The organism is Nocardiopsis valliformis DSM 45023 (assembly GCF_000340985.1).
In the GTDB taxonomy this organism is placed as follows: Bacteria; Actinomycetota; Actinomycetes; order Streptosporangiales; family Streptosporangiaceae; genus Nocardiopsis; species Nocardiopsis exhalans.
In genome coordinates this window covers 85889-108074 of the sequence record NZ_ANAZ01000008.1, presented here as the reverse complement: position 1 = coordinate 108074, position 22186 = coordinate 85889, and the positions used below count along the sequence as shown (strand labels likewise).

Genomic DNA, 22186 nt, shown 5'->3' with positions numbered 1-22186 from the left:
AAACTTGTGAGCGATAGTGTCCTGCCCATGGCGAAAAAGCTTCAAAGCGGGATACACCTGCGCCCGATCGATCTGGCGCGCGGGCACGGTCTGTCCACCCAGGCGGTCCGCAACTACGAGGAGGACGGAATCCTCCCGGAGGCAGAGCGCACCCCGCACGGCTACCGCGTCTACACCCCGCTGCACGCGGCGGCCCTGGGTGCCTTCCTCGCCCTGCTTCCGGGCCACGGCCACGCGACAGCGGCCTCGATCCTGCGTTCGGTGAACCGGGGTGCGGTCGACGCGGCGTTCCGGCTCATCGACGAGAGCCACGCCCAGCTCCTTGAGGACCGGCGCACCCTCCAGTCGGTGGAGAGCGCCCTGCGCGACCTGGATCCCGACGCGACACCTGAGCCCGGTGAGGGTTCGGGGCACATCTTCATCGGGCCGCTGGCCCATCAGCTCGGGATCCGGCCCGCCACCCTGCGCAAGTGGGAGCGGGCCGGTCTGGTCGCACCGCGCCGCGATCCGCAGACGGGGTACCGCGTCTACGACGAGGCCGACGTGCGGGACGCCCGCCTGGCCCACCAGCTCCGACGCGGAGGCTACCTGCTGGAGCAGATCGCCCCGCTGATCACCCAGGTCCGGAGCGCGGGCGGCCTGGAACCGCTGGAGGCCGCCCTGGCCGACTGGCACGGCCGCCTGTCCGCCCGCAGCCGGGCGATGCTCGCCGGAGCCGCGGAGCTGGACGCGTACCTGCGCCAGCGCGGGTGAGCCCTGCTTAGCTCGGCTGCGGCCAGGGCCAGTCCTCTTCGAAGGTCGGAGGCACGGCGACGCACTGAACGGCGTCCTCGTAGGTGATCCGCCCCGGTGAGGCGGTCCGCAGCTCCACCCAGCCGACGCCGTAGCGATCGAGCAGGTCCAGATAGGCCCTGGTCATGTCCAGGAGCTCCACCGAGGAGGCCCGGAACCAGGCCCGGGCGCCAGGGTGCAGGACGGGGTCGTAGCAGTCGGGGTCGACCGTCGTCGGATCGGTGTGCATCGCGTTCCCGCGGTCGTTGGCCGAGCGGTGCCAGGCGGTGTCCTGCGAGTTCAGAAGACCTGTTCGGGCCAGCCCGTTCGCGAGGGCGAACACCCCCGGATGCCGGCCACAGCCACAGCGGTTGGGCACCACTCTGGAAGCGCACATATTCGGTCACCGGCCGCATGTTAGCGCCCCCGCCGTGATGGCGGCGATGGCCGAGGGCGACCATCGGAGTTAGCCGCCCTTGCCCACCCCAGACGGTTCGGGGCGGGCAAGGAACGGTTGCTGATTGGCGTTGATGACCGAAAGCTACTGCTCGGGGCCCGCCATCGTCAGGACGATCTTGCCGGTGGTGCGGTTGGTCTCGCCCAAAGCATGGGCCTCGGCGCCCTCGGCCAGCGGGTACGTCGCCTCCACATGGGCCCTGAGAGCCCCCTTCTCGACCAGCTCGGCGATCGCGTTCATCCCGGCGTGGTCGGCCTCGACCAGCACCGGCGTGGCTCGGATCCCGCGCTGTGCGGCGCGTTCGAGCACCTCACCGCTCAGGGGCAGCAGGGAGACCAGGGTCCCGCCCGGGCGCAGCACCTCCAGGGAGCGGGCCGCGACCTCACCTACCAGCGGATCCAGGACCACGTCGATGTCCCCGGTGGCTTCGGTGAAGTCCACCTCGCGGTAGTCGATCACCTCATCCGCGCCCAGTTCCCGCAGGAATTCGTGCTTGGGCGTGCTCGCGGTGCCGATGACGTGTGCTCCGTGGGCCTTGGCGATCTGGACCGCCAGATGACCGACCCCGCCGGCGGCCGCGTGCACCAGGACCCGCTGATCGGCGCGGATTTCGGCGGTGTCCACGAGAGCCTGGTAGGCGGTCAGAGCGGCCAGCGGCAGTGCTCCGGCCTGGACGTGGTCGATTCCGGCGGGCTTGCGGGCGAAGGCCCGTGTCGGGCCGACCACGTACTCGGCGTGCGAGCCCACCCCGTGCGGGTAGGGCAGCATTCCGAACACCTCGTCGCCGGGCTGGAAGAGGGTCACGCCGAAGCCGACGGCCACCACCACCCCGGAGACGTCCCATCCGAGGACGAGGGGGAGGCGGTTCAGGAAGAGACCGGCCGAGCGGTGTTTCCAGTCGGTCGGGTTGATCCCGGCGGCGCGGACCGCGACCAGGATCTCGCTGGGCCCGGGCGCGGGCCTGGGGACGCGGGTCTCCTGGAGGACCTCGGGTCCGCCGTGGGTGTTCTGGCTGAGGGCGCGCATGGTGGCGCCGGTGTCGTCGCTCATGGGTTCAGCCTGGCCGATGGGGCCCCGGCACACCATGGCATGATTGTCATCTTTAGATAGGATCGTGCCATGAGTGTTTCGCACCGCGTGGTCGTCATGGCGCTGCCCGGCGTCTATCCCTTCGAATTGGGCATCCCCAACCGGGTGCTGGGCGCGGCCGATGGCCGCTACGAGTTAGTGACCTGCGGGGTCGGCGGTACCTCGGTACCCACCAACACGGACTTCGGTATCACGGTGGAGCACGGCCCCGAGGTCCTGGCCGGTGCCGACACCGTGGTGATCCCGCCTTTCGACACTGACCGGCTCAGCCGCGATCTGAGCCCTGCGATGTCCGCCGCCCTGGACACGATCCGTCCCGGCACGCGTGTGGTGTCCATCTGCACGGGTGCGTTCGTCCTGGCCGCCGCGGGGTGGCTCGACGGGCGCCCGGCCACCACCCACTGGTCGCTCACCGAGGTCTTCCGCTCCTGGTTCCCGAAGGTGGACCTGGACCCCGACGTGCTGTTCGTGGACGACGGTGACCTGCTGACCTCGGCGGGCGCGGCCTCGGGGGTGGACGTGTGCCTGCACCTGGTCCGCTCCGACCACGGCAGCGAGCTCGCCAACCGGGTGGCGCGGATCTGCGTGGTACCGCCCTGGCGCGACGGCGGTCAGGCCCAGTACATCGAGCAGCCCGTGCCGCAGGAGGGGCGCGAGGGCACCGCAGCGGCCCGGGCCTGGGCGATGGAGCACCTGGGTGAGCCGATCACCCTCAACGATCTGGCCGAACACGCGCACATGAGCCTGCGCACCTTCATTCGCAGGTTCAACGACGAGGTGGGAGTGAGCCCGGGGCGGTGGCTGATCCAGCAGCGCGTCCTGCGGGCCCGGCACCTGTTGGAATCCACCGATCTGCCGGTGGACGAGATCGCCGGTCAGGTCGGGTTCGCCACCGGGACGTCGCTGCGGCAACATCTGCGGGCCGTGATCGGCGTGTCCCCGATCACGTACCGGCGCACCTTCCGAGGGGCGACGTCCGGCGTTTCCTGAGGTCAGGGCGCTTTTCACCCGAGTCATCAATATTTTGATGACGGACATAGGAAATGACATTGGAAAGTTATTGCACAAGCAACTAGCTTCGGATCATCACCGCTCTGACGCTGTGGGCCACGGTGTGAACCTGGTGGAAACAGCCCGTCAGAACCGGTGGGAAACACCATCATCCGGGCACAGCGCCCGTACGACCTCGGAGCGACACGGCATGTCCAAGATCCTTTTCGTGATGACCGGCGCCGACTTCTGGACCCTGGCCGACGGCACCCAGCACCCCACCGGGTTCTGGGCCGAGGAGGCCGTCGCACCCTACGAGGCCTTCAAGGCAGCGGGACACGAGATCGTCGTCGCCACCCCCGGCGGGGTCGTTCCCCCCGTCGACCAGGGCAGTCTGGCCGCGGCAGCCAACGGCGGCCAGGAGAACGCCGACCGCATCGCCGCCGGGTTGGACTCCTTCACCGAACTCCGCTCACCCATCAAGCTGGAGGACGTCGACCTCGACGACTACGCCGCCGTCTTCTACCCGGGCGGTCACGGCCCCATGGAGGACCTGGCCGTGAACACCGTCTCCGGCGACCTGCTCACCGCCACCCTGGACTCGGGCAAGCCGCTCGGCGTGGTCTGCCACGCCCCGGCCGCGCTCCTGGCCGCCGAGCGCTCCGACGGCACCAACGCGTTCGCTGGCTACCGGGTCTCGGCCTTCACTAACGACGAGGAGACCCAGGCCGGGCTGGCCGACAAGGCCGAGTGGCTGCTCCAGGACCGCCTGGTCGAGGCCGGGGTGGACTTCCAGGAGGGCGAGCCCTGGGCGCCCAAGGTCGAGGTGGACCGCAACCTGGTCACCGGCCAGAACCCGGCCTCCTCCGCCCCGCTGGCCCAGGAACTGCTCAAGCACCTGAGCTGACCCAGATGCACCGGTACTGACCACTGTCTGGTCTGGCGTTGGCCAGCGGAAAACCGGTTGCCCCGGCCGCTGGCCAACGGCACCCTGGTGCCCTATGAGCATTCCCCCGTTCCAGATCCGGGCCCGGTACACCGAAACCACGGTGACCGTCTACCAGGCCTACGCCCCCGCCATCGGGGTGCCCGCCGCACGCCAGGGCCGCTTCCCGGCCTCCTGGAAGCGCGAGCGCATGACCTGGATCAAGCCGTCATTCCTGTGGATGATGTACCGGTGCGGCTGGGGACTGAAGGAGAACCAGGAGACCGTCCTGGCGGTGGAGATCACCCGCGAGGGATTCGAGTGGGCGCTGCGCAACTCGGCGCTCTCGCACTACAGACGGGACGTGCACGCCGACCGCGACACCTGGAAGCGTGAGCTGCGCGCAGCCCCGGCCAGGGTGCAGTGGGACCCCGAGCGCGACCTGCGCCTGAACCCTCTGGAGCGCCGCTCGCTCCAGCTGGGCCTGTCCGGGGAGGCCTCACGCCGCTACGCCGACGAGTGGACGGTGTCGATCACCGACGTCACACCGCTGGCCCACCGGGTGCACGAGCTGGTGCGCCAGGGCGACCTGGAGACAGCGGCCGCACTGCTGCCCGAGGAACCCCCGTACCCGATCGCAGACGAGGCCCTCGCCCACCTGCGCTGATCCCACCCCGCCGCGATCGCACCGGGGCGGGCCAGTCGGACCGCCCCAGCTCCTCTCGTTAGTCAGGGTGGATTCAGCCGCGATCCGGTCCCGGGTTCAGGCCCGGGGCTCCGCACGGGCCCGGATGCCGTCCCGGGTGTACATCCACGCGGTGCCGCAGGTGAAGGGGACCTCCGTACAGCCCTTGGACAGGCACGGCTCCCAGGCGCCGCAGCCCTTCTTCCTCGCCAGGGCGCTGCCGTGCGGGTCGGGCTCGTCGGGCCCCAGGGTGGCCAGCAGCGCATGGGCCTCCTCCGTGCCGAAGGCCGACACGGCCAAGCCGCGCAGCTCGCGTTCGCGGACCGGGTCCAGGCCGTCCCGGAACACCAGGATGTCGGACAGGGTCCGGCGGGCCAGGTCCACCACCTCCCGCTGGGCCGCGCTGAGACGGGGGTGAGCCCGCTCATAGCGGCGCAGGTGTTCCAGCCACAGGTCACGGCGGGCCCGGGGAGGGAGTTCGGCGAAGATGAGACGGCGGCGGGCCAGGGGATGGGCCGCGAACACGTCGTAGTCCCTTGGCAGGCGATCCCGGTGGGCCTCCACCCACTCACGGGCCAGGGCGTGGTCAGAGCGGGCCAGCTCGGGGGTGCGCCCAGCCAGGGCCAGGGTTATCACCGCGGCTCCGCCCTCCCGCAACCGTTGCAGACACGGTTTCCCCAGCCGGTTGGATGTGGTGACCCGTGCCCGCTCCCAGGGGGCGCGGCGGCGCTGGCGGCTCAGTTCACCCAGGGCTTCCACCACCCGCAGGGTCGCCTGGGCGCCCAGCCCCCGCACGAGCGGGCGGACCATGGACACCCCGCGCCAGCAACGGACCTCGGTGCCTCGGTGACGGACCAGGGTCGGCACCCAGGGGGCGTTGGGCCCCCACTGTCGGACTCGCCACTCCTGCACCTGTGGATGGGTGAGCGGAAGTGTTTCCAGCCTGCCCCCCGACACCGCCTCCACCGCGTTGGAGATGTCCGCGCACCTGTCGCACGAGGAGTCGAACGCCAACACGTACCGAGCCCGAATGTGCCCCATGATCTCCCTTCCCGCACCGCCGTCTCCCAGTGTTGGCGTGCGGGATCCGCTATGGGGCGGGTTCTCGGAACTTGGTGCTCCCAATCAACGGTCCTGGACCCGGAAAACGGCGCGAACACGGATGAACCCGCGATCACGCCGTTCGTTACCACGCGTTTTGGTGGTCACCTGGACTGGTTATCGGCCTGGCCGAGCTCCGTGGCGGGCCCCTGGAGGAAGGGCTTGGCCCGGTCAGCTCCGGACCGGCTCCACCGCCGCGGGCCCAAGGACGACCTCGTGGACCGTCCAGCAGTCCGAACTCTCGGTGCCGACCTCCGCACCACAAGCGGCGCAGAGCAGGTTGGGACCGTCGATCCCGGAGGGGCCGCAGCAACCGCTCATCCTCGTCCGGTTGTCGGTGTACCTGGTACCGGTCACGTCAGCGAGAGCGAGAACGAACCCGCCGATCTGCGTCTCCGCGGGCTCGGCCACCGCGAAGGTGCCGGGGGCCATTAGCGGCGGGCACTCGGGCATCTCCGCGTCGTCCTCGGCGGCGAGCTGGAAAGGGGCAACAGCGTCATCGATGTCAGGCAGGGGCACCTAGCGCGAGCTCGCCGGGGCGCTGTTGGACCCGGAGTTCGTGGAGGTCGGCAAGTCGGGTCGGCGCTGGGACCGGGAGGCCATGCTCGCCGAGCTGCCTTCGATGACCTCCGACGGGCCGGATACGGAGATCGATGTGCGGGACATGCGCGGTGTCCTGCTGTCTCCTGGCCTGGTCCACCTGACCTACGCCACCGAGGTCAACGGGCAGCGGGCAACGCGCAGCGCCCTGTGGCGGCGTGACGGTCAAGGCCGGTGGCGGACGTTCTACCACCAGGGGACCCCAGCCGCTGGTTGAGCCCGGTGGACCCTGGTCGCCTTGGTGAGTCCGAGATCACCCGAAAAAAGCAGGTCAAGGTAGGTTTCAGAACCGATTTTCCCTACCTGGAGGACCTCCCGCGGGTAGTCTGTGCCCGGAGCTACGATCCGGTCGGTTCGGCCCCCGGCCCGCGCATTCGGAACTTCGCCCGCACTCCTTTGGGCCCGGATCGCGTCGGTGTGCTCCCGCAGACTTCGCACAGCGGCACCAGCCGCGCACCACGCCCTCGGCGTCCGCGGTTTCATGTCCGGTTTCCCCGGCGAACCGACGGACCAGGATCACCCCCGGGAGCGCGGTCGGCGAAGACCCACCCTGTAGGCGATTCTTCACGGCGCAATCCAGAAACCGACCCAGGCTGTCAAGGCTTGGAGCGTGATGCTGGATCGGAGAAGACGACAGCGAACAAGAGGTACCCGATGACCAGTGTCTGCCCGCACTGCGGATGGCCCGACGCCCAGCCCTTCGCGGTGCTCTCCCAACACCGCACCGGTGCGGGCCTGACCGTGTGGTCACGCTGTGCCTGCGGTTCGACGCAGATCCGTGAGATCGGTGTCGCTGGTACCCGGATCGTCTCGCGCGGCCGCCCGACCCAGGCGCCGCAGAACCCGCCCTGCGCGGCCTGAGGACAGCCCGAACCCGCCGCCCCGGTCGATCGGGGCGGTTATCCACAGGAACGGTGCGGAAATCGTGGCCCCGGAGCCGTCCGCGATACGGTTACGGGCATGGGGAACACACCGGCACGGCCGTCCACTTCGGCCGAGGACTACGTGAAGGTCATCTACGACCTCCAGGAACGCGGCACGGGGCCGGTGACGATCTCCGGCATGGCCGAGCGGCTGTCGGTGTCCAACTCCTCGGTTTCGGGGATGCTCCGCAAACTCAACGAACTCGGTTTCGTCGAGCACCAGCGCTACGGCAACGTCAGCCTCACCGAGACCGGCACCAAAGCCGCCCTGGCGGTGCTGCGTCGCCACCGGCTGCTGGAGACCTACCTGGTGGCCGAGCTGGGCTACTCCTGGGACGAGGTGCACGACGAGGCCGAAATCCTCGAGCACGTGGTTTCGGACAAGTTCGTCGATCGCATCGCCGCCCACCTGGGTGACCCGGTCGTGGATCCGCACGGCGACCCGATCCCCACTCGTGAGGGCAGCATCGTCGAACGCGAGTCCGTGCTGCTTTCGGAGGCCGAGGCCGGAACCTCGGGGGTGGTCGTCCGGGTCAACGACACCGACCCCGAACTCCTGCGCTACCTCGCTGACATCGACATCGGCATCGGCATGCGCGTGGAGGTCGTGGAACGGCTGCCCTTCGCCGGTTCCCTCCAGCTCTCGGTCCACCCGGAGAAGGGCGGCCAGACCCGCGACCAGGTCCTGGGCTTGGTCGCCGCCGAGGCCCTCTGGCTCAGCCCCGAGGAGTGACCGGACGTGTCGTTCCCTTCGCTCGGCTGGGACCGGCTACCCGTGCCCGGGGGCGAAGGGAGACGACGGCCGTCTCTGCGCATCAGGCCTGTGGGCGCGCGCCCGGTTGGCCGGAGCCGATGACGAAGCGGGCGCGATCGCGGATGGGGGCGCCCGGCTCGCTCACGTAGTCGACCACCCGGTAGTCGGCGGTCCACTCCGTAGGGGTCACCGTGTTACGCACGTAGCCCCGGTTGCGGTTGATGAATTTGATGTGTGGGTTCTCGGCGAGCTGGACCGCGTCGCCCGGGTTCTGCTCCACCCCGTCGCGGCCGCTGGTGAAGGACGTGCCCACCAGCTCGGTGGCCACGGTCTCCGAGTACGCGTCGTCGAAGTCGGCCTTGACGTCCACCACGTAGTTGGCGTGCACGTCGCCGGTGATCACGACAGGGTTGGACACCCCGGCGATCTCGTCACGGACGCTGTCGCGCTCCACCTTGTAGTTGTCCCAGGCGTCGTCGCTGAAGTTGGTGGCATCGCCCTCGGCGAAGTCGCGCTGGGAGAAGAACACCTGCTGGGCCAGGACGTTCCAGGTGGCGTTGGAGTCCGCCAAGCTCTGGGACAGCCACCTGCGCTGGTCGGCGCCGAGCAGGGTGCGCTCGGGGTCGTCACGTTTGGAATCCTCCACCTGCACGTCCCGGTACTGGCGGGTATCCAGCAGGTGCATGTCGACCAGGTTGCCGAAGGTCAGCCTGCGGTACAGGTGCAGGTCGGGACCGGCCGGGCGCTGGGCGGCGCGCAGCGGCATGTGCTCGTAGTAGGCCTTGAGCGCGTGTTCGCGGCGCAGCAGGAACTCCTCCGGCGGGACGTCCTCCTCGTAGGAGGTGTCGTCGGCCCAGTTGTTCTCCAGTTCGTGGTCGTCGAAGACCACCGCCCACGGGAAGGCCGCGTGCGCTGCCTGGAGGTCGTGGTCGGTCTTGTACTGTGCGTGCCGGAGCCGGTACTCGGTCAGGGAACGGACCTCCACCGCGGGGAAGTGGCCGCGACCGATGCTGCCCTGGTCGGCGGTCTCGTAGATGTAATCGCCGAGGAAGGCCACCAGGTCCAGGTCCTCCTCGGCGAGGTGGGCCTGGGCGGTGTAGTGGCCCTGGGTGTATCTCTGGCAGCTGGCGAACGCGAAGGCGAACCGGTCCAGGCGGGTTCCCGGCACCGGGGCGGTCCTGGTGCGGCCGACCGGGCTGATCTCGTTGCCGACCCGGAAGCGGTAGAAGTAGTCGGCTCGCGGGCGTAGCTGCTCCAGCTCAACGTGCACCGAATGCGCCTGGTCGGGTCCGGTCTCGGTGGTTCCGGAGGCGGCGAGGGTGGCGAAGTCCTCACGGTGGGAGACCTGCCACTCGACCTCAACCGTGCGGTCGGGCATCCCGCCGAGGCCGTCCTCGGCGAGCGGGTCGGGGGCCAGCCGGGTCCAGAGCACGACGCCGTCGTGGCGGGGGTCTCCGGAGGCGACGCCCAGGGTGAAGGGTTCGGAGATCACGGGGCCTCGAGGGGCCGGGGTGGCCGCGAGCGCGGAGGGGGCGCCCAGAGTGGTACCCAGTGCGGCGGTACCCAAAGTGACGGCCCCGCCCACCAGCGCCTGTCGGCGGGTGGTGCCGGGCCCGGAGGCGAACGAAGCGGACGGTCCCGAAGCTGCGGGGGATGCGGGTGTACCCGGCATGCACGGTCTCCTGGGTTCGTGTGGAGGACCGCCCCGGACTACCCGGAGCGGGAGGAACCGTGCTCCATCCCGTCATGGAAACAGGTACGCGCCAACCACTACGTGGTGAACATTACCCCCGTTTCAGTGACGAGTAGGTGACTCAGGGTTGCGAGCTGGGAGTTTCTTTCGGGCTCGAATATGAGGATCATCCCCGTTTCTCTCCTCAAAGGCCGAAAAGGCCGCCATGGGCCACGCCCTCGAAACCCTCATCACCGACTCCGCGCTCCGGCGCCCGCCACCGCCGACGAGGACCCGCCCGGACTTGTCCACAACCCTCTCGCGCCAGCCCGCCCCATCACCTAGCCTGGACTCATGAACCAGCGACATTAAGTCACAGGCCGCGGCCGAGGCCGGTCCGAGGCGAACGCCCGCGCACCACCGGGTGGCCACCACCCCAGGTGCCCGTGTTCGTCCGACCGAAAGTCCTCCATGACCACCCAGTCCACGCGTGAGCCACACACGCGTCTGTCCAGGCTGACCTGGCCGCTCTACACCTACGCCCTCTTCGAGGAGTTCATCCTCCTCTACCCCCTGTACGCTCTGTTCTTCACCGAGCACGGGCTGTCCGTGGCCCAGATCAGCTCGCTCTTCGTCCTTTGGTCCCTGACCAGTGTTCTGTTGGCGATCCCCGCAGGCGCCTGGGCCGACATCGTGCCCCGGCACTACCTGCTGGCCGCCGCTCCGCTGCTGTCCGGAACCGGGTTCGCGCTCTGGCTGCTCTTCCCGTCGTACTGGGTGTTCGCCCTGGGCTTCGTGTTGTGGGGGACGGCCGGGGCCCTGGTCTCCGGTGCCTTCGAAGCGCTCGTCTACACCGAGCTCTCCCGCCGCGGCGCCGCTCAGCAGTACGCGCGCGTCATGGGGGTGACCCGAGCTCTCGGAGTGGCCGCCGTGGGCGTGGCGACCCTGCTGGCCGTTCCGGTGATGGCTCACGCCGGTTACACGGCGATCGGCCTGGCCAGCGTTGCCGCGTGCCTGCTGTGCGCGCTGGCCGGTCTGGCCCTGCCCGAGCACCGGGCCCGACGATCCGATGCCGCTGACCGCGGCAGCGACCCGGAGGAGGGGGGCGGACCCGATCTCGGCTACCTCCAGACCATGCGGCTCGGCCTGGCCGAGGCCCGCGGCAGCCGCGCCGTGCGCAACGCACTCATTCTGCTCGTGGTCATCACCGCGTTCTGGGGGATGCTGGAGGAGTACGTGCCCTTGCTGGCCGCCTCCGCCGGAGTCACCACCGAGGACATCCCCCTGGTCGTGCTCACCGTGTGGGTCTGCGTGACCCTGGGCGGTCTGCTTGCCGGGCCGGCCGCCCGGCTCTCACCACGGACCCTCGGGGCCCTTCTGGCCCTGGCCGCCGCGGCCATCGCCGTCGGGGCCCTGCTGGGCAACCCGTTGGGCTGGGTGCTGCTCGGCTGCGGCTTCGGTGTGTGCCAGATGATGAACGTGGTCGCCGACGCCCGGCTGCAGGACAGCATCACCGGTTCCAGCCGGGCCACCGTCACCTCGCTGGCCGAGGTGGGCGCGGAGTCGGTGGGCGTGGTGTCCTTCCCGCTGTACGCGGGGGTGTTTCTGGTGCTCGGGCACGGGATGGCTTTCGTGCTGTTCGCCGCCCCGTACTTGCTGGCCGCCGTCCTGATGGCGCGGACCAGGCGCACCCGACCCGTGCCCACCGCTGACTGAAGCGGGTTCGACAACACCGTGTACGGTCACCCTCCGGAACCTCTCTGGAGAATTTTCCGCGTTCCTTAACCGATCCGGCCGAACCCGGTCGTCTCGGCACGCATCTCCCCTTGTGCCGGAGTCTCCACGCTCCGACATGGGCGCGGCAGACCCCGGTCCGCCGCGTGGCACCGTGCCCGAGGACGGCGGGTCACGGCGCACGGGCCGTAGGTGACGAGGGACCACCTACGGCCCGACCGGTTTTTCGGTGCCCCCTATTGATCCCCTTGCGTCCTTGAATAGCATCGTTTGTTGTGACACCTCAGACGACGAACACCGCGAACAGTGACGACCCAGGTCTCGCATCCGTACGCGGGATCAGCGTCAGTTACACCGACCGCGGAGCAGGGTGCCCCGTCCTGTTCATCCACGGCCACCCCTTCGACAGAACCATGTGGGAACCTCAGGTCAGAGCATTGGCCGGGCGCGGCTACCGGACGATCGTGCCGGACCTGCGCGGGTACGGGCGCAGCACCGTCGTGCCCGGAGTGACCTCCATGGACGCCCTCGCCCGCGACCTCGCCGCCTTCCTGGACCACCTGCAGCTGGACGTGGTCAACGTGGTGGGCCTGTCCATGGGCGGTCAGGTCGCGCTGGAGCTGTACCGGCTCTTCCCCGACCGGGTGGACTCGCTGACCCTGGCGGCGACCAACCCGATGCCCGAGACCGAGCAGGGCAGGCTCTCCCGCAAACGCATGGCCGCCCGTCTGCGCGAGGAGGGCATGCGCGGCTACGCCGACGAGATGCTGGTCGGCATGATGACCGCCGAGAACGTGCGAGAACTGCCCGCCGTCGCCGACCACGTGCGCGCCATGATGTACGCGGCCCCGCCCGAGGGCGCGGCCGCCGCCCAGCTGGGCCGTGCCGAACGCCCCGACCACACCCTGCTGCTCAAGCGCATCTCGGCCCCCACCCTGCTGGTGGTGGGTCAGCACGACGGGTTCACCCCACCCGAGGGAGCCGAGCTGATGCACGTCCAGGTCCCTGACTCGGTCGTGGAGATCATCGAGGGTGCGGGCCACCTGCCCAATCTGGAGCGCCCCGACCGGTTCAACGAGGTCCTGCGCCGCTTCCTGGAACAGGCCCGAAAACGCGCCCGCTGAGCCCCCGCGGCCCGCGGCAGGAGCCACAGGGCCAGCGGGGCAGGGGCGGGACAGTCGGCCGGAGAAGGCTAGACGGTCTTCTCCACCGGCAGCCACAGCTCACCCGAGGCGAGGTTCTCGTCCTGCTCGTCGTACTCCACGCTCAGCAGTTCGGGACCGTGCTTGTGCTGGTAGGCGGGGTGGGACGGGAACCACTCGGAACCGGCGTAGAGCCAGATCTGCTGGATGGCCTCGGGGAAGGCGTATTTCTCGAAGGGGAAGACGGCCCACGTGCCCGCGGGCACCTCCAGGGCTTCCATCCCCTCGGGGGCCTCGGTCGCGGAGGTCGCGACCGCCACGTAGTAGTCGACGTCGCTGCCCTCGCGGCGGTCGGGGTCGTGGGTGACGGTGACCGACATGCCGCCGTGCGGCTCCTGGTCGGACAGCTCCTCGATCCGCTCGTAGGCGGAGTTCGGGATTCCCTTGACGAACTCGACCATGGGTTCGTTGACCCCCTCATGGACGAGCGGGACCAGGGCCTTGGGGCCGATGAGGCGGAACGCGTCCTTCTCGACGATCCGGTAGCGCATGGTGGTGTTCCCTTCGATGGTGAGGTGGAAGGTCAGCCGTGACTGGGAGTTGAGCGCGGCACCCGATCTGCGGGCCTCGCCCGGGCTGATCCCGTGCATGGCGCGAAAGGCCCGACCGAAGGCCTCTGCGGACCCGTAGCCGTAGCGGACCGCGATGTCGAGCAGGGTGTCCCTGCCCTCGATCACCTCGGCCCCGGCCAGGGTGAGGCGGCGCCGACGCACGTACTCCGAGATCGACATCCCGGACAGCACCGAGAACATCCGTCGGAAGTGGTACTCGGAGGTGAGCGTGGTCCGCGCTATCGCGGCCACGTCCACCGGTGCGTCCAGGTCCCTCTCGACCTGTTCGAGCGCCTCGTTCAACCGGTCCAGCATGTGTTCCTCCCTTGTTCACCCCCCAAATTAGGGATGGGGCCCCGCCCCGACCCGATAGTTGACGTGCGTCTTCGGTCAGGTCGGCGGCCCCGCGCGGAACGTGTTTCTGCCTGGGGAATAACCGTCTGTCACTGCCTCGTACTAGCGTGCCAGCCTGAGGTCACCACCCCCTGTCTGGAAGGCCCCATGTCGCAGAGCTCAGCACCCCAGGGCACGCCACCATCCGAGCCCGGCGAGACCGGACGCTCCCGCCGCGAACCCCTCGGAGCGCAGTTCCACAGGTTGCTGGGGGCGGTGGGGCTGGGCAATCTGGGCGACGGGATCGCGGTGGTGGCGCTGCCCTGGTACGCCACCACCCTGACCGACGATCCCTTCCTGGTGGCGATGGTCGGCGCGGCCACCCGCCTGCCGTGGCTGTTGTTCGCCCTGCTCGCGGGGGTGGTGGGGGACCGGGTCGACCGGAGGCGTCTGATGGTGGTCGCCGGGGGAGCCAAGGCGCTGCTGCTGGCGGCGCTGACCGTGGTGATCGTCCTGGGCGCAGGGTCGATCCCGTTGCTGATCGCGGTGGCCCTGCTGGTGGGGGCCTGTGAGGTGTTCTTCGACAACACCGCGCAGTCGGTGGTGCCCAGCGTGGTGTCGCGTTCGCAGTTGGAACGGGCCAACGGCCACCTGCAGGCCGTGGAACGGGTGCTCAACAGCTTCCTGGGCGCCCCGCTGGCCGGGGCTCTGCTGGCTGTGTCCACCGCGTGGGCGTTCGGCGCGCAGGCCGCGCTCATCCTGCTGGCGGTGGTCTGCCTGCTCACCATGCGCGGAAACTTCCGCCCGGAGACGGACGGGGAACCACACCCGCCGATCCTGACCATGCTGCGTGAGGGACTGGCGTGGCTGTGGCGGCATCCGGTGATGCGCCCGATGGCGATCGTGTCCGGGCTGTCCAACATGGCCGCGGCGTTCATGGGGGCGGTACTGGTGCTCTTCGCCCAGGACGTACTGGGGGTGGGACCGCAGGGGTACGGGCTGCTGATGACTGTCACCGCGGCGGGCGCGGTCCTGGGAGCACTGGTGGTGCCCTCCTTCTCCGGACGGGTGCACCCCTCCACCGCCATGGGCGTGATCCTGGCGGTGCTGGGCTCGAACGCGCTTGTCGTGGGACTGTTGCACAGCATCCCGGCGTTCGTGGTCTGCTACTTCATCAACGGATTCATCATCACGTGGTGGAACATCACCCTGATCTCACTGTTCCAGCGACTGACCCCCGACCGGCTGCGTTCCCGGGCCTTCAGCGCCCACCGAACGCTGTCTTGGGGGCTGCTGTCCGTGGGTATGGGCCTGGGCGGAGCCCTGGCCGCCGTCCTGGAGGGGCCGCTGGGGCGCGAGTGGGCGCTGGCCTCCCCCTTCATCGCCGCGGGGCTGATCGGCCTGGCCCTGGCCGCAGCCCCCGCCCTGGTACTCACCCCGAGGGTGATCGACCAGGCGCTGGCCGATGCCGAACCCGAGTCCACGCCCGGGCCGGGGGCGGAGAACAGCCAAGGGTCCGCATCCCGGCAAGACTGACCCCGGCCCCGCCCGCGAAAAACGGGTGATCGGGAAAAACCTGGAAATCTTCGGGCAACATCCGTGTCTGGTTCGACGTGGCGCCCTTCCCATGCGCACGATGGCCCCTCAAGATGGCCCGCAGGCCGACCCCGAGAAGGAGGTGGGCGGGGCGGGGGTACACGCGCCCCGCAGACTATGGACCTTGGTTTTCTGCGACCTCTGTACGAAAGTGACGGCCCGGTGGCATCGGTGCACCTGGACACCACCCGCGACACCACGGACGCCGACAAGAAGATCGAACTGCGCTGGCGGCACCTGCGCGAGGAGCTGGCCGCGCTCGGGACCGACGAGGCCACCCTGGACGTCCTGGAGGAGGCCGTGGGCGAGGGCAACTCCCGCGCCTTCGGTCACCACGGCCAGGCTCTCTACGCCTCGGACGGACAGCTCCTCGGAGCACACACCCTGGCTGAGCCGCCCTCGCAGGACCGGGCCTCATTCCTGCCGGTCCCGGACACACTCCCTCTGGCCATCGACCGCGGCCGCCGCCTTCCCTACGTGCTCGTGGCCTTGGACCGAGTCAACGCCAAGGTGTTCGCCTACCCCGGCCACCCCACCCGAAAGCCGGTCCTGGAGAGGGCCAACGAGGGTGAGGACATGCACAACATCGACGGCTTGAGCCGCATCTACCCCGGTCAGCGCGGCGACGCCGGGGGGCGCCGCGCCGACACCGGAATCGCACAGGACATCTGGCGGGAGAACGCGATCCAGGTCGCGGAACTGGTCCGGGAGGCGGTGCGCAAGGTCGACGCCGCAGCGATCATCGTCGGCGGTGACGACGAGGCCATCGCTTACCTACGCGACAACCTCGGCCCGCGCCAGCTCACCATCCCGATCAAGGTGGTCGCGGGCGGTCGCGGCGGACTCGATGCCGAGGAACGCCTGCACGAGAGCGCCGAGGAGTGCCTGCAGGAGATGATCCGGGAGGAGCGCGACCAGGTCTTCTCCGACTACCAGCGCAAACTCGCCCACGACCAGGCGGTGAAGGGCACTACCTCCATCCTGCCGATGCTGTCCGAGGCCCGGGTGGACACGCTCCTGCTGGGCGCCGACCGCGTGAACGAGCCCGAGCTGTGGGGTTCGTACTACTCACCGGTTCTGGTGGACACCTCGCCCAAGGGGTTGGACGACCCGGACGCCGGATTCAAGGCTCCTGCCAGCGCTCTGATGCTGCGGGCCGCCGTGATGTCGGACGCCGGTTTCACGGAGCTGCCCCAGACCGAGCAGAGCGTGGACCCGGACGCCGACAGCAACACCACCGACGCCGGTGCCACGCTGCGCTTTCCCAAGTAGTGGAATCCGGGCGGTAGCGCCCGGGTAGGTGTATGAGCCGGTGCTCCGCTCCCATCCGTGGGGGAGCGGGGCACCTTTGCGTGCACTACCTCTCAGGGCAGTACATCTAGGCGTTGGCGTACACGCCCAGTTCGTTCCCACTAGGGTCGGCGAAGTGGAAGCGCCGCCCGCCGGGGAAGGAGTAGGGGGCCTTCAGGATCCGGCCGCCAGCGCCCGCCACCGCCTCGACCGTGCGGTCCAGGTCCTCAGAGAAGAGCAGGACGAGGGGCCCGCCGCCGCGGACCTCACCGTTCGGGTTGAGTCCGCCCACCTCGGACTCGCCGTCGGGCGAACGGATCCCCGCGTACATGGGCCCGTAGTCGTTGAACCGCCACCCGAAGGCCTCGGTGTAGAACCTCTTGGCCTCCTCCAGGTCGGTGACCGAGAGCTCGACGTAGTCGATGGTGTGGTGTGTGTGCTGCGCTGCATCGCTCATGCCGGGCATTGTCCCCGAGGGGGACGACAGAACGCGGACGACGAGCCGCAGCGGCCCCAGGCTGCCCCTCCAGCCAGCCCTGCTTCGGTGGACCGACCCGTGATGACCGGGCTCCCGGATTCGACGACCGCGCCCTTTCGCACCCGCTGGTTCCGTAGCTGCGCCAGCGCGTGCAGACCGCGGTGAGCCGGGTGAACCAGCTGAGCAGGTGGGCGCCGACAGGGGCGGCGGTCCCTTCCGGTAAGAAGACGGGGGCGCGCATGAGCACCGGGACACCGGAGCGGCAGGCAGGGGAGAGGACCGTGGCCAAAGGAAGCGAGGTACGGCTCCGAGGGAGTCGGACCCTGGCGCACGTGGGGCGGCGCGGCCGTGAGTTTCTCGGCCTGTGGGTGGGGCTGCACGTCAGCGCGCTGACCCTGGTGTGGACGGTGGCCTCGGTCCTGGTCCTGTCGGTCAGGGTCCGCTTCGATCTGCCCGAACCCCTGCCGCAGGAGATGGCCACCGCCGTGTACTTCGTGGCGCGCGAGGCGATGACCAACGCCGCCAAGCACTCCGGGGCCTGCGAGGTGATCGTGGATCTGCGGGTCCAGGACACCCGGGTGTGGCTGACCGTCTCCGACGATGGCCGGGGCGGGGCCGACCTCGGGGGCAGTGGCCTGACCGGGCTGGCCCGGCGGGTCCAGGCGCTGGACGGCACCCTGGAGGTGCACAGCCCGCCCCGGGGACCCACGACCGTGCGCGCCGTGCTCCCGCTTGACCGATAATCGCCCCCCTCTTTCTCGCCTGCCACTCTTCTCGAACTCCACGGATACGGAGCCCGCATGCGCCTGGTGATCGCCGACGACTCGGTCCTGCTCAGGGAGGGCCTAATCCGGCTGTTGGAGGAGGAGGGGCACGAGGTTGTGGCGGCGGCCGGGGACGGCGAGGGCCTGCTGACCGCGGTCGCCGAGCACGAGCCCGACGCGGCGGTGGTGGACGTGCGGATGCCGCCCACCCACACCGACGAGGGCCTGCGCGCGGCGCTGCGCATCCGTGCCGAGCGGCCGGAGGTGGCGGTCCTGGTGCTCTCGCAGTACGTGGAACAGCGGTACGCGGCCGAGCTGCTCACCGGCGTCCCGGAGCAGGTGGGCTACCTGCTCAAGGACCGGGTGGCGCAGGTGGGCGAGTTCCTGGACGCCCTGGACCGGATGGCGGCCGGGGGAGCGGCCTTCGACCCGGAGGTGGTCCGCCAACTGCTCGCCCGGACCACCCGGACCGATCCGCTCGCCCGACTGACCCCGCGTGAGCGCGACGTGCTGGAGAACATGGCGCAGGGGCTGAGTAACACGGCCATCGCCGAGCGGCTCTTCGTGTCCCTGAGCGCGGTCGAGAAGCACATCAACGCCATCTTCGACAAACTGGACCTGGCCCGCACCCCCGAATACAGCCGCCGGGTGCTGGCGGTGCTGCGCTTCCTGGGTTCCTGAGATTCCCGGCCCGGTCAGGTGGCGGCGCGGGTGAAGGCGTCGGTGACCACGTTCTGCTCCAGCAGGCTCCGGGTCTCGCGCAGGGCGGCCAGGGTCTCCTCGGCCAGCGCGTCGCTGTAGCGGGACACGGGGATGGAGCAGCTCAGGGCGTCGGTGGCGGGCCGGTCGTAGCGCAGTGACACGGCCAGGCAGCGCACGCCCTCGACGTTCTCGCCGTCGTCGGTGGCATAACCCCGATCACGGACCGCGGACAGTTCGGCGAGGAGCTCCCCGCGGTCGGTGACGGTGCGGTCGGTCAGGGCCACCAGCTCGGCGGGCAACAGGGCGTCCGCCTGCGCGTCGGTGCGCTCGGCCAGCAGGGCCTTGCCCAGGGCGGTGGCGTGCGCGGGCAGGTGCCTGCCCACCCTGCTGTGCGGGCGCAGGTAGTGCCGGGACTCGCGAGTGGCGAGGTAGACCACGTCGGCGCCGTCCAGGCGGGCGAAGTGCAGGGTCTCCCCGGTGCGTTCGGAGAGTGCGTCCAGGTGGGGGCGCACCTGGGCGGTGCGGGTGTCGGCGTCGATGTAGCCGGTACCGGTCAGCAGTGCGCGGATGCCCAGTGTGTAGAGGGTTCCGGTGGCGTCGGTGCGTACCCAGCCGCGCTGGACCAGGGTCTGGAGCAACGCGTACAGACTGCTGCGCGGCACGCCCATGCGCTCGGACAGGACCCGGAGCGAAGCGGCCTGGCCCATCCCGCTCAGCAGTTCGAGCAGCTCCACGGTGCGGGCGGCCGACTTGACCTCGCGCACCCCCTCCTTCTCGCCGTTCACGCCTGTTCCCACGCTGGTACCCGCGCCTTCCGTCTGTCGCCCCGTCGTGGGCCGGATTCTAGCCGCGTCCACCCGGGTGTTTTCCGTTCGGGTGTTGACGCCCGCCCACCACGATCGTAGCCTCTGTTTGTATATGAGAATCCTGTCTACATAGGGAGACAACATGAGGCCCCCCATCGAACGCCCCGCAGACATCACCGCGACGGTCGACCGCCTGGCCCAGGGCATGGACCGCTCGGTCCTCGCCTTCCCCCTGACCCCCTTCGACCAGGACGGGGCGGTGGACCTGAAGGCCTTCGAGGCCCACCTGGAGCACCAGCTGGCCGCCTCCCCCGGAGCACTCTTCGTCGCCTGCGGCACCGGCGAGTACTTCTCCCTGGACCTGGACGAACTCGAAGCCCTGGTCGCCGTCGCCGTCCGGGTGGCCGACGGCAGGGTCCCGGTCGTGGCCGGTGCGGGCCACGGCACCGCACTCGCCTCGGCCTCCGTCCGTGCGGCCGAACAGGCCGGAGCGGACGCGATCCTGCTGCTGCCCCCGTACCTGGTCAACGGCCCCCAGTCCGGTCTGGTCGAACACACCCGCCGCGTGTGCGCGGCCACCCGACTGCCGGTCATCGCCTACCAGCGATCCCAGGTCTCCTTCACCCCCGAGAGCCTCACCGAACTCTCCGCCATCCCCAACCTGGTCGGCGTCAAGGACGGACACGCCGACCTGGACCAGATGCAGCGCCTGGTCCTGGCCGCCCCCGCCGGGTTCCTCTTCTTCAACGGTGTTCCCACCGCCGAGCTCCAGGCGCGCTCCTACTCCGCGATCGGCGTCGAGGCCTACTCCTCCGCGATCCACGCGGTGGCCCCGGAGATCTCCCACACCTTCCACTCCGCCCTCGGCCGCGGTGACGACACCCTGGTGGACCGCCTGCTCAACGAGTTCTTCGTGCCCTGGGTGCAGCTGCGCGACCGCGGGGTCGGCTACGCGGTCTCCCTAGTCAAGGCCGCCACCCAGGCCCGGGCCGACGAACTCGGCTACGAGGTGGGCCCGGTGCGCCCGCCCTTGGCCCAGCCCGCCCCCGAGCACCTGACCGAGGCCAACGAACTCATCGCCAAGGGGCTCGACCTGGTGCGCTGAACCGACCCACCCTGCTCTGACCTGGCCCGCCCCATACGGCCACACAGCACAGCACCCCCAACCGCTCAGGAGACACACCGCCATGACCGACGTCGTCAGTACCGACCCGCGCACCGGGGCCGCCGTGGCCACGGTCGCCACCGAGACCGGGCCGGAGGGGGTCGATGCCGCGTGCACCGCCGCCGCCGAGGCCGCCCGCCCCCTCGCCGACCTGGACCGGCTCGCCCGCGCCAACCTCCTCCGTGCTCTGGGACGTGCCTTGGAGGAGGACCGCGCGGAGCTGGTCGCCCTGGCCGACCGGGAGAGCGCCCTGGGCACCGCACGCCTGAACAACGAGCTCAACCGCACCGTCCACCAGTTCAACCTGTTCGCGGACGCGGTCCAGGAGGGCGGCTACCTGGAGGCCGTGGTGGACCGGCCCGCCGACACCCCGGCCGGTCCCCGACCCGACCTGCGCCGCATGCTGGTCCCGCTGGGCCCGGTGGCGGTGTTCGGCGCCAGCAACTTCCCGCTGGCCTTCTCCGTCCCCGGCGGCGACACCGCCTCCGCTCTCGCCGCGGGCTGCCCGGTGGTGGTCAAGGCCCACCCCGCCCACCCCGCCACCTCGGTGCGGGCCTTCGAGGTGCTCTCCAACGCCGCACGCGCGGCGGGTGCGCCCGAGGGCACGCTCAGCCTGGTGCACGGCGTGGACGCCGGAGCCGCCCTGGTGCGCCACCCCGAGATCCGCGCCGCCGCCTTCACCGGCTCCACCCGGGGCGGGCGCGCGCTGTTCGACCTGGCCAGTAACCGCCCGGACCCGATCCCCTTCTACGGGGAGCTGGGAAGCCTCAACCCGCTGGTGGTCACCCCGGGCGCGGCCCGTAACCGGGGCGCGGAGATCGCGCAGGGGCTCGTGGGCTCCTTCACCCTGGGCGGCGGGCAGTTCTGCACCAAGCCCGGTGTGGTCCTGGTGCCCGGCAATTCCGAAGGCCGCGCGCTCGTGGACGGCATGGCCGAACTGGTCACCGGGGCCGAGGCTCCGGTCCTGCTGACCGAGGGGGTGCGCGACGCCTACGAGCGAGATTCGGGGGAGCGGCGGGAGGAGACCGTGCCCGGCGCCCGCCTGGTGGCGGAGGGGATCGCGGCCAAGGGCGGTTGGGCGGCTCCGGTCCGGCTGCTGTCCGTCGAGGCCGGCGAACTGGGCCCGGCCGCTGTGGAGGAGTGCTTCGGCCCGGTCACCCTGGTGGTGTTCTACGACGGACCCGAGCAGCTGGGGTCGGTGCTGCGGGATCTGCCCCCGTCCCTGGCGGCGTCGGTGTTCGCCGAGCCCGACGAACTGGACCTGCGCGCCGAGCTCCAGAGCGAGCTTGCGCACCGCACCGGGCGGATCGTGCACGACGGCTACCCCACGGGGGTCGCGGTCACCGCCGCGATGCAGCACGGCGGCCCCTGGCCGTCCACCACCAACGCCCTGCACACCTCGGTGGGCACCACCGCGATCCGCCGCTTCCTGCGCCCGATGGCCTGGCAGAACGCGCCCCAGGAGGTCCTGCCCGACGAGTTGCGTGACCAGCCCGTCAACCCGGTCCCCCGCCAGGAGAACACGTAGCCGTCACGGACACCGCATACGCGAGGCGCCCCCGTCCAGCTCGGACGGGGGCGCCTCGCGGTGACGCGGA

The 22186-nt window shown here is 70.2% G+C and carries 23 protein-coding genes; 15 read left to right on the top strand and 8 right to left on the bottom strand.

Annotation, left to right across the window (positions count from 1 at the left end):
• The first annotated feature begins 27 nt into the window (after positions 1 to 27).
• A complete protein-coding gene (locus D457_RS0108520; protein ID WP_017580231.1) occupies positions 28 to 753 on the top strand; it encodes a TioE family transcriptional regulator in 726 nt (241 codons plus the stop codon).
• Between the two features lie 7 nt (positions 754 to 760).
• On the opposite strand, the gene D457_RS0108515 is transcribed toward D457_RS0108520, so the two are convergent.
• Both D457_RS0108515 and D457_RS0108510 read right to left on the bottom strand, forming a co-directional pair.
• Positions 761 to 1114, bottom strand: coding sequence for a hypothetical protein (locus D457_RS0108515; protein WP_017580230.1), 354 nt, complete (start codon positions 1112 to 1114; stop codon positions 761 to 763).
• Between the two features lie 198 nt (positions 1115 to 1312).
• Complete coding sequence (locus D457_RS0108510) at positions 1313 to 2278, bottom strand: NADP-dependent oxidoreductase (RefSeq protein ID WP_204367446.1); 966 nt, start codon at positions 2276 to 2278, stop codon at positions 1313 to 1315.
• A 69-nt stretch (positions 2279 to 2347) separates the two neighbouring features.
• Here D457_RS0108510 and D457_RS0108505 point away from each other — a divergent pair, with 69 nt between their 5' ends.
• The 3 genes from D457_RS0108505 (at position 2348) to D457_RS0108495 (ending at position 4899) form a co-directional block, all read left to right on the top strand.
• Positions 2348 to 3307 carry a GlxA family transcriptional regulator gene (locus D457_RS0108505; protein WP_017580228.1) on the top strand — a complete coding sequence of 320 codons (960 nt, stop codon included), beginning with the start codon at positions 2348 to 2350 and terminating at the stop codon, positions 3305 to 3307.
• 211 nt (positions 3308 to 3518) lie between these two features.
• Positions 3519 to 4214 (top strand): type 1 glutamine amidotransferase domain-containing protein, encoded by a 696-nt coding sequence (locus D457_RS0108500; protein WP_017580227.1) that lies wholly within the window; start codon positions 3519 to 3521, stop codon positions 4212 to 4214.
• 94 nt (positions 4215 to 4308) lie between these two features.
• The gene (locus tag D457_RS0108495) at positions 4309 to 4899 is read left to right on the top strand and encodes a DUF4291 domain-containing protein (protein ID WP_017580226.1); all 591 of its coding nucleotides are present in this window, start codon (positions 4309 to 4311) and stop codon (positions 4897 to 4899) included.
• A gap of 96 nt (positions 4900 to 4995) precedes the next feature.
• Here D457_RS0108495 and D457_RS0108490 read toward each other — a convergent pair whose 3' ends face one another.
• Together D457_RS0108490 and D457_RS0108485 are read right to left on the bottom strand one after the other, a co-directional pair.
• A complete protein-coding gene (locus D457_RS0108490; RefSeq protein WP_026116464.1) occupies positions 4996 to 5958 on the bottom strand; it encodes a bacteriocin fulvocin C-related protein in 963 nt (320 codons plus the stop codon).
• A gap of 231 nt (positions 5959 to 6189) precedes the next feature.
• On the bottom strand, positions 6190 to 6537 hold the full coding sequence (locus tag D457_RS0108485) for a hypothetical protein (protein ID WP_017580224.1): 348 nt from the start codon (positions 6535 to 6537) through the stop codon (positions 6190 to 6192).
• A gap of 22 nt (positions 6538 to 6559) precedes the next feature.
• On the opposite strand from D457_RS0108485, the gene D457_RS32125 reads away from it, so the two are divergent.
• From D457_RS32125 to D457_RS0108470, 3 genes are all read left to right on the top strand, one after another.
• Entirely contained in the window at positions 6560 to 6835 is a 276-nt protein-coding gene (locus tag D457_RS32125) for a DUF4440 domain-containing protein (protein WP_152514180.1), read from the top strand.
• 437 nt (positions 6836 to 7272) lie between these two features.
• Positions 7273 to 7479 (top strand): hypothetical protein, encoded by a 207-nt coding sequence (locus D457_RS0108475; RefSeq protein WP_017580222.1) that lies wholly within the window; start codon positions 7273 to 7275, stop codon positions 7477 to 7479.
• A gap of 99 nt (positions 7480 to 7578) precedes the next feature.
• The gene (locus D457_RS0108470) at positions 7579 to 8274 is read left to right on the top strand and encodes a metal-dependent transcriptional regulator (RefSeq protein ID WP_026116463.1); all 696 of its coding nucleotides are present in this window, start codon (positions 7579 to 7581) and stop codon (positions 8272 to 8274) included.
• Positions 8275 to 8356: 82 nt separating this feature from the next.
• On the opposite strand, the gene D457_RS0108465 is transcribed toward D457_RS0108470, so the two are convergent.
• Complete coding sequence (locus D457_RS0108465) at positions 8357 to 9967, bottom strand: alkaline phosphatase D family protein (protein WP_026116462.1); 1611 nt, start codon at positions 9965 to 9967, stop codon at positions 8357 to 8359.
• Positions 9968 to 10438: 471 nt separating this feature from the next.
• On the opposite strand from D457_RS0108465, the gene D457_RS0108455 reads away from it, so the two are divergent.
• Both D457_RS0108455 and D457_RS0108450 read left to right on the top strand, forming a co-directional pair.
• Positions 10439 to 11683 carry an MFS transporter gene (locus D457_RS0108455; protein WP_017580218.1) on the top strand — a complete coding sequence of 415 codons (1245 nt, stop codon included), beginning with the start codon at positions 10439 to 10441 and terminating at the stop codon, positions 11681 to 11683.
• 293 nt (positions 11684 to 11976) lie between these two features.
• On the top strand, positions 11977 to 12825 hold the full coding sequence (locus D457_RS0108450) for an alpha/beta fold hydrolase (RefSeq protein WP_026116461.1): 849 nt from the start codon (positions 11977 to 11979) through the stop codon (positions 12823 to 12825).
• Positions 12826 to 12893: 68 nt separating this feature from the next.
• Here the strand turns inward: D457_RS0108450 and D457_RS0108445 are convergent, their stop codons facing one another.
• Entirely contained in the window at positions 12894 to 13769 is an 876-nt protein-coding gene (locus D457_RS0108445) for an AraC family transcriptional regulator (protein ID WP_017580216.1), read from the bottom strand.
• 186 nt (positions 13770 to 13955) lie between these two features.
• On the opposite strand from D457_RS0108445, the gene D457_RS0108440 reads away from it, so the two are divergent.
• The gene (locus tag D457_RS0108440) at positions 13956 to 15323 is read left to right on the top strand and encodes an MFS transporter (RefSeq protein WP_017580215.1); all 1368 of its coding nucleotides are present in this window, start codon (positions 13956 to 13958) and stop codon (positions 15321 to 15323) included.
• A gap of 177 nt (positions 15324 to 15500) precedes the next feature.
• Positions 15501 to 16655 (top strand): baeRF2 domain-containing protein, encoded by a 1155-nt coding sequence (locus tag D457_RS0108435; protein ID WP_026116460.1) that lies wholly within the window; start codon positions 15501 to 15503, stop codon positions 16653 to 16655.
• A gap of 106 nt (positions 16656 to 16761) precedes the next feature.
• Here the strand turns inward: D457_RS0108435 and D457_RS0108430 are convergent, their stop codons facing one another.
• Entirely contained in the window at positions 16762 to 17130 is a 369-nt protein-coding gene (locus D457_RS0108430; protein ID WP_017580213.1) for a VOC family protein, read from the bottom strand.
• A 302-nt stretch (positions 17131 to 17432) separates the two neighbouring features.
• Here D457_RS0108430 and D457_RS37695 point away from each other — a divergent pair, with 302 nt between their 5' ends.
• Positions 17433 to 17894: a sensor histidine kinase gene (locus D457_RS37695; RefSeq protein WP_338043022.1), complete on the top strand. Its 462-nt coding sequence runs from the start codon at positions 17433 to 17435 to the stop codon at positions 17892 to 17894.
• Positions 17895 to 17951: 57 nt separating this feature from the next.
• The gene (locus D457_RS0108420; RefSeq protein ID WP_017580211.1) at positions 17952 to 18596 is read left to right on the top strand and encodes a response regulator transcription factor; all 645 of its coding nucleotides are present in this window, start codon (positions 17952 to 17954) and stop codon (positions 18594 to 18596) included.
• A gap of 14 nt (positions 18597 to 18610) precedes the next feature.
• Here D457_RS0108420 and D457_RS0108415 read toward each other — a convergent pair whose 3' ends face one another.
• Positions 18611 to 19402 (bottom strand): IclR family transcriptional regulator, encoded by a 792-nt coding sequence (locus tag D457_RS0108415; protein ID WP_017580210.1) that lies wholly within the window; start codon positions 19400 to 19402, stop codon positions 18611 to 18613.
• Positions 19403 to 19565: 163 nt separating this feature from the next.
• Between D457_RS0108415 and D457_RS0108410 the strand changes: the two genes are divergently transcribed.
• Entirely contained in the window at positions 19566 to 20528 is a 963-nt protein-coding gene (locus D457_RS0108410; protein ID WP_017580209.1) for a 5-dehydro-4-deoxyglucarate dehydratase, read from the top strand.
• Positions 20529 to 20610: 82 nt separating this feature from the next.
• Complete coding sequence (locus tag D457_RS0108405; RefSeq protein ID WP_017580208.1) at positions 20611 to 22116, top strand: aldehyde dehydrogenase (NADP(+)); 1506 nt, start codon at positions 20611 to 20613, stop codon at positions 22114 to 22116.
• The last annotated feature ends 70 nt before the right edge of the window (positions 22117 to 22186 follow it).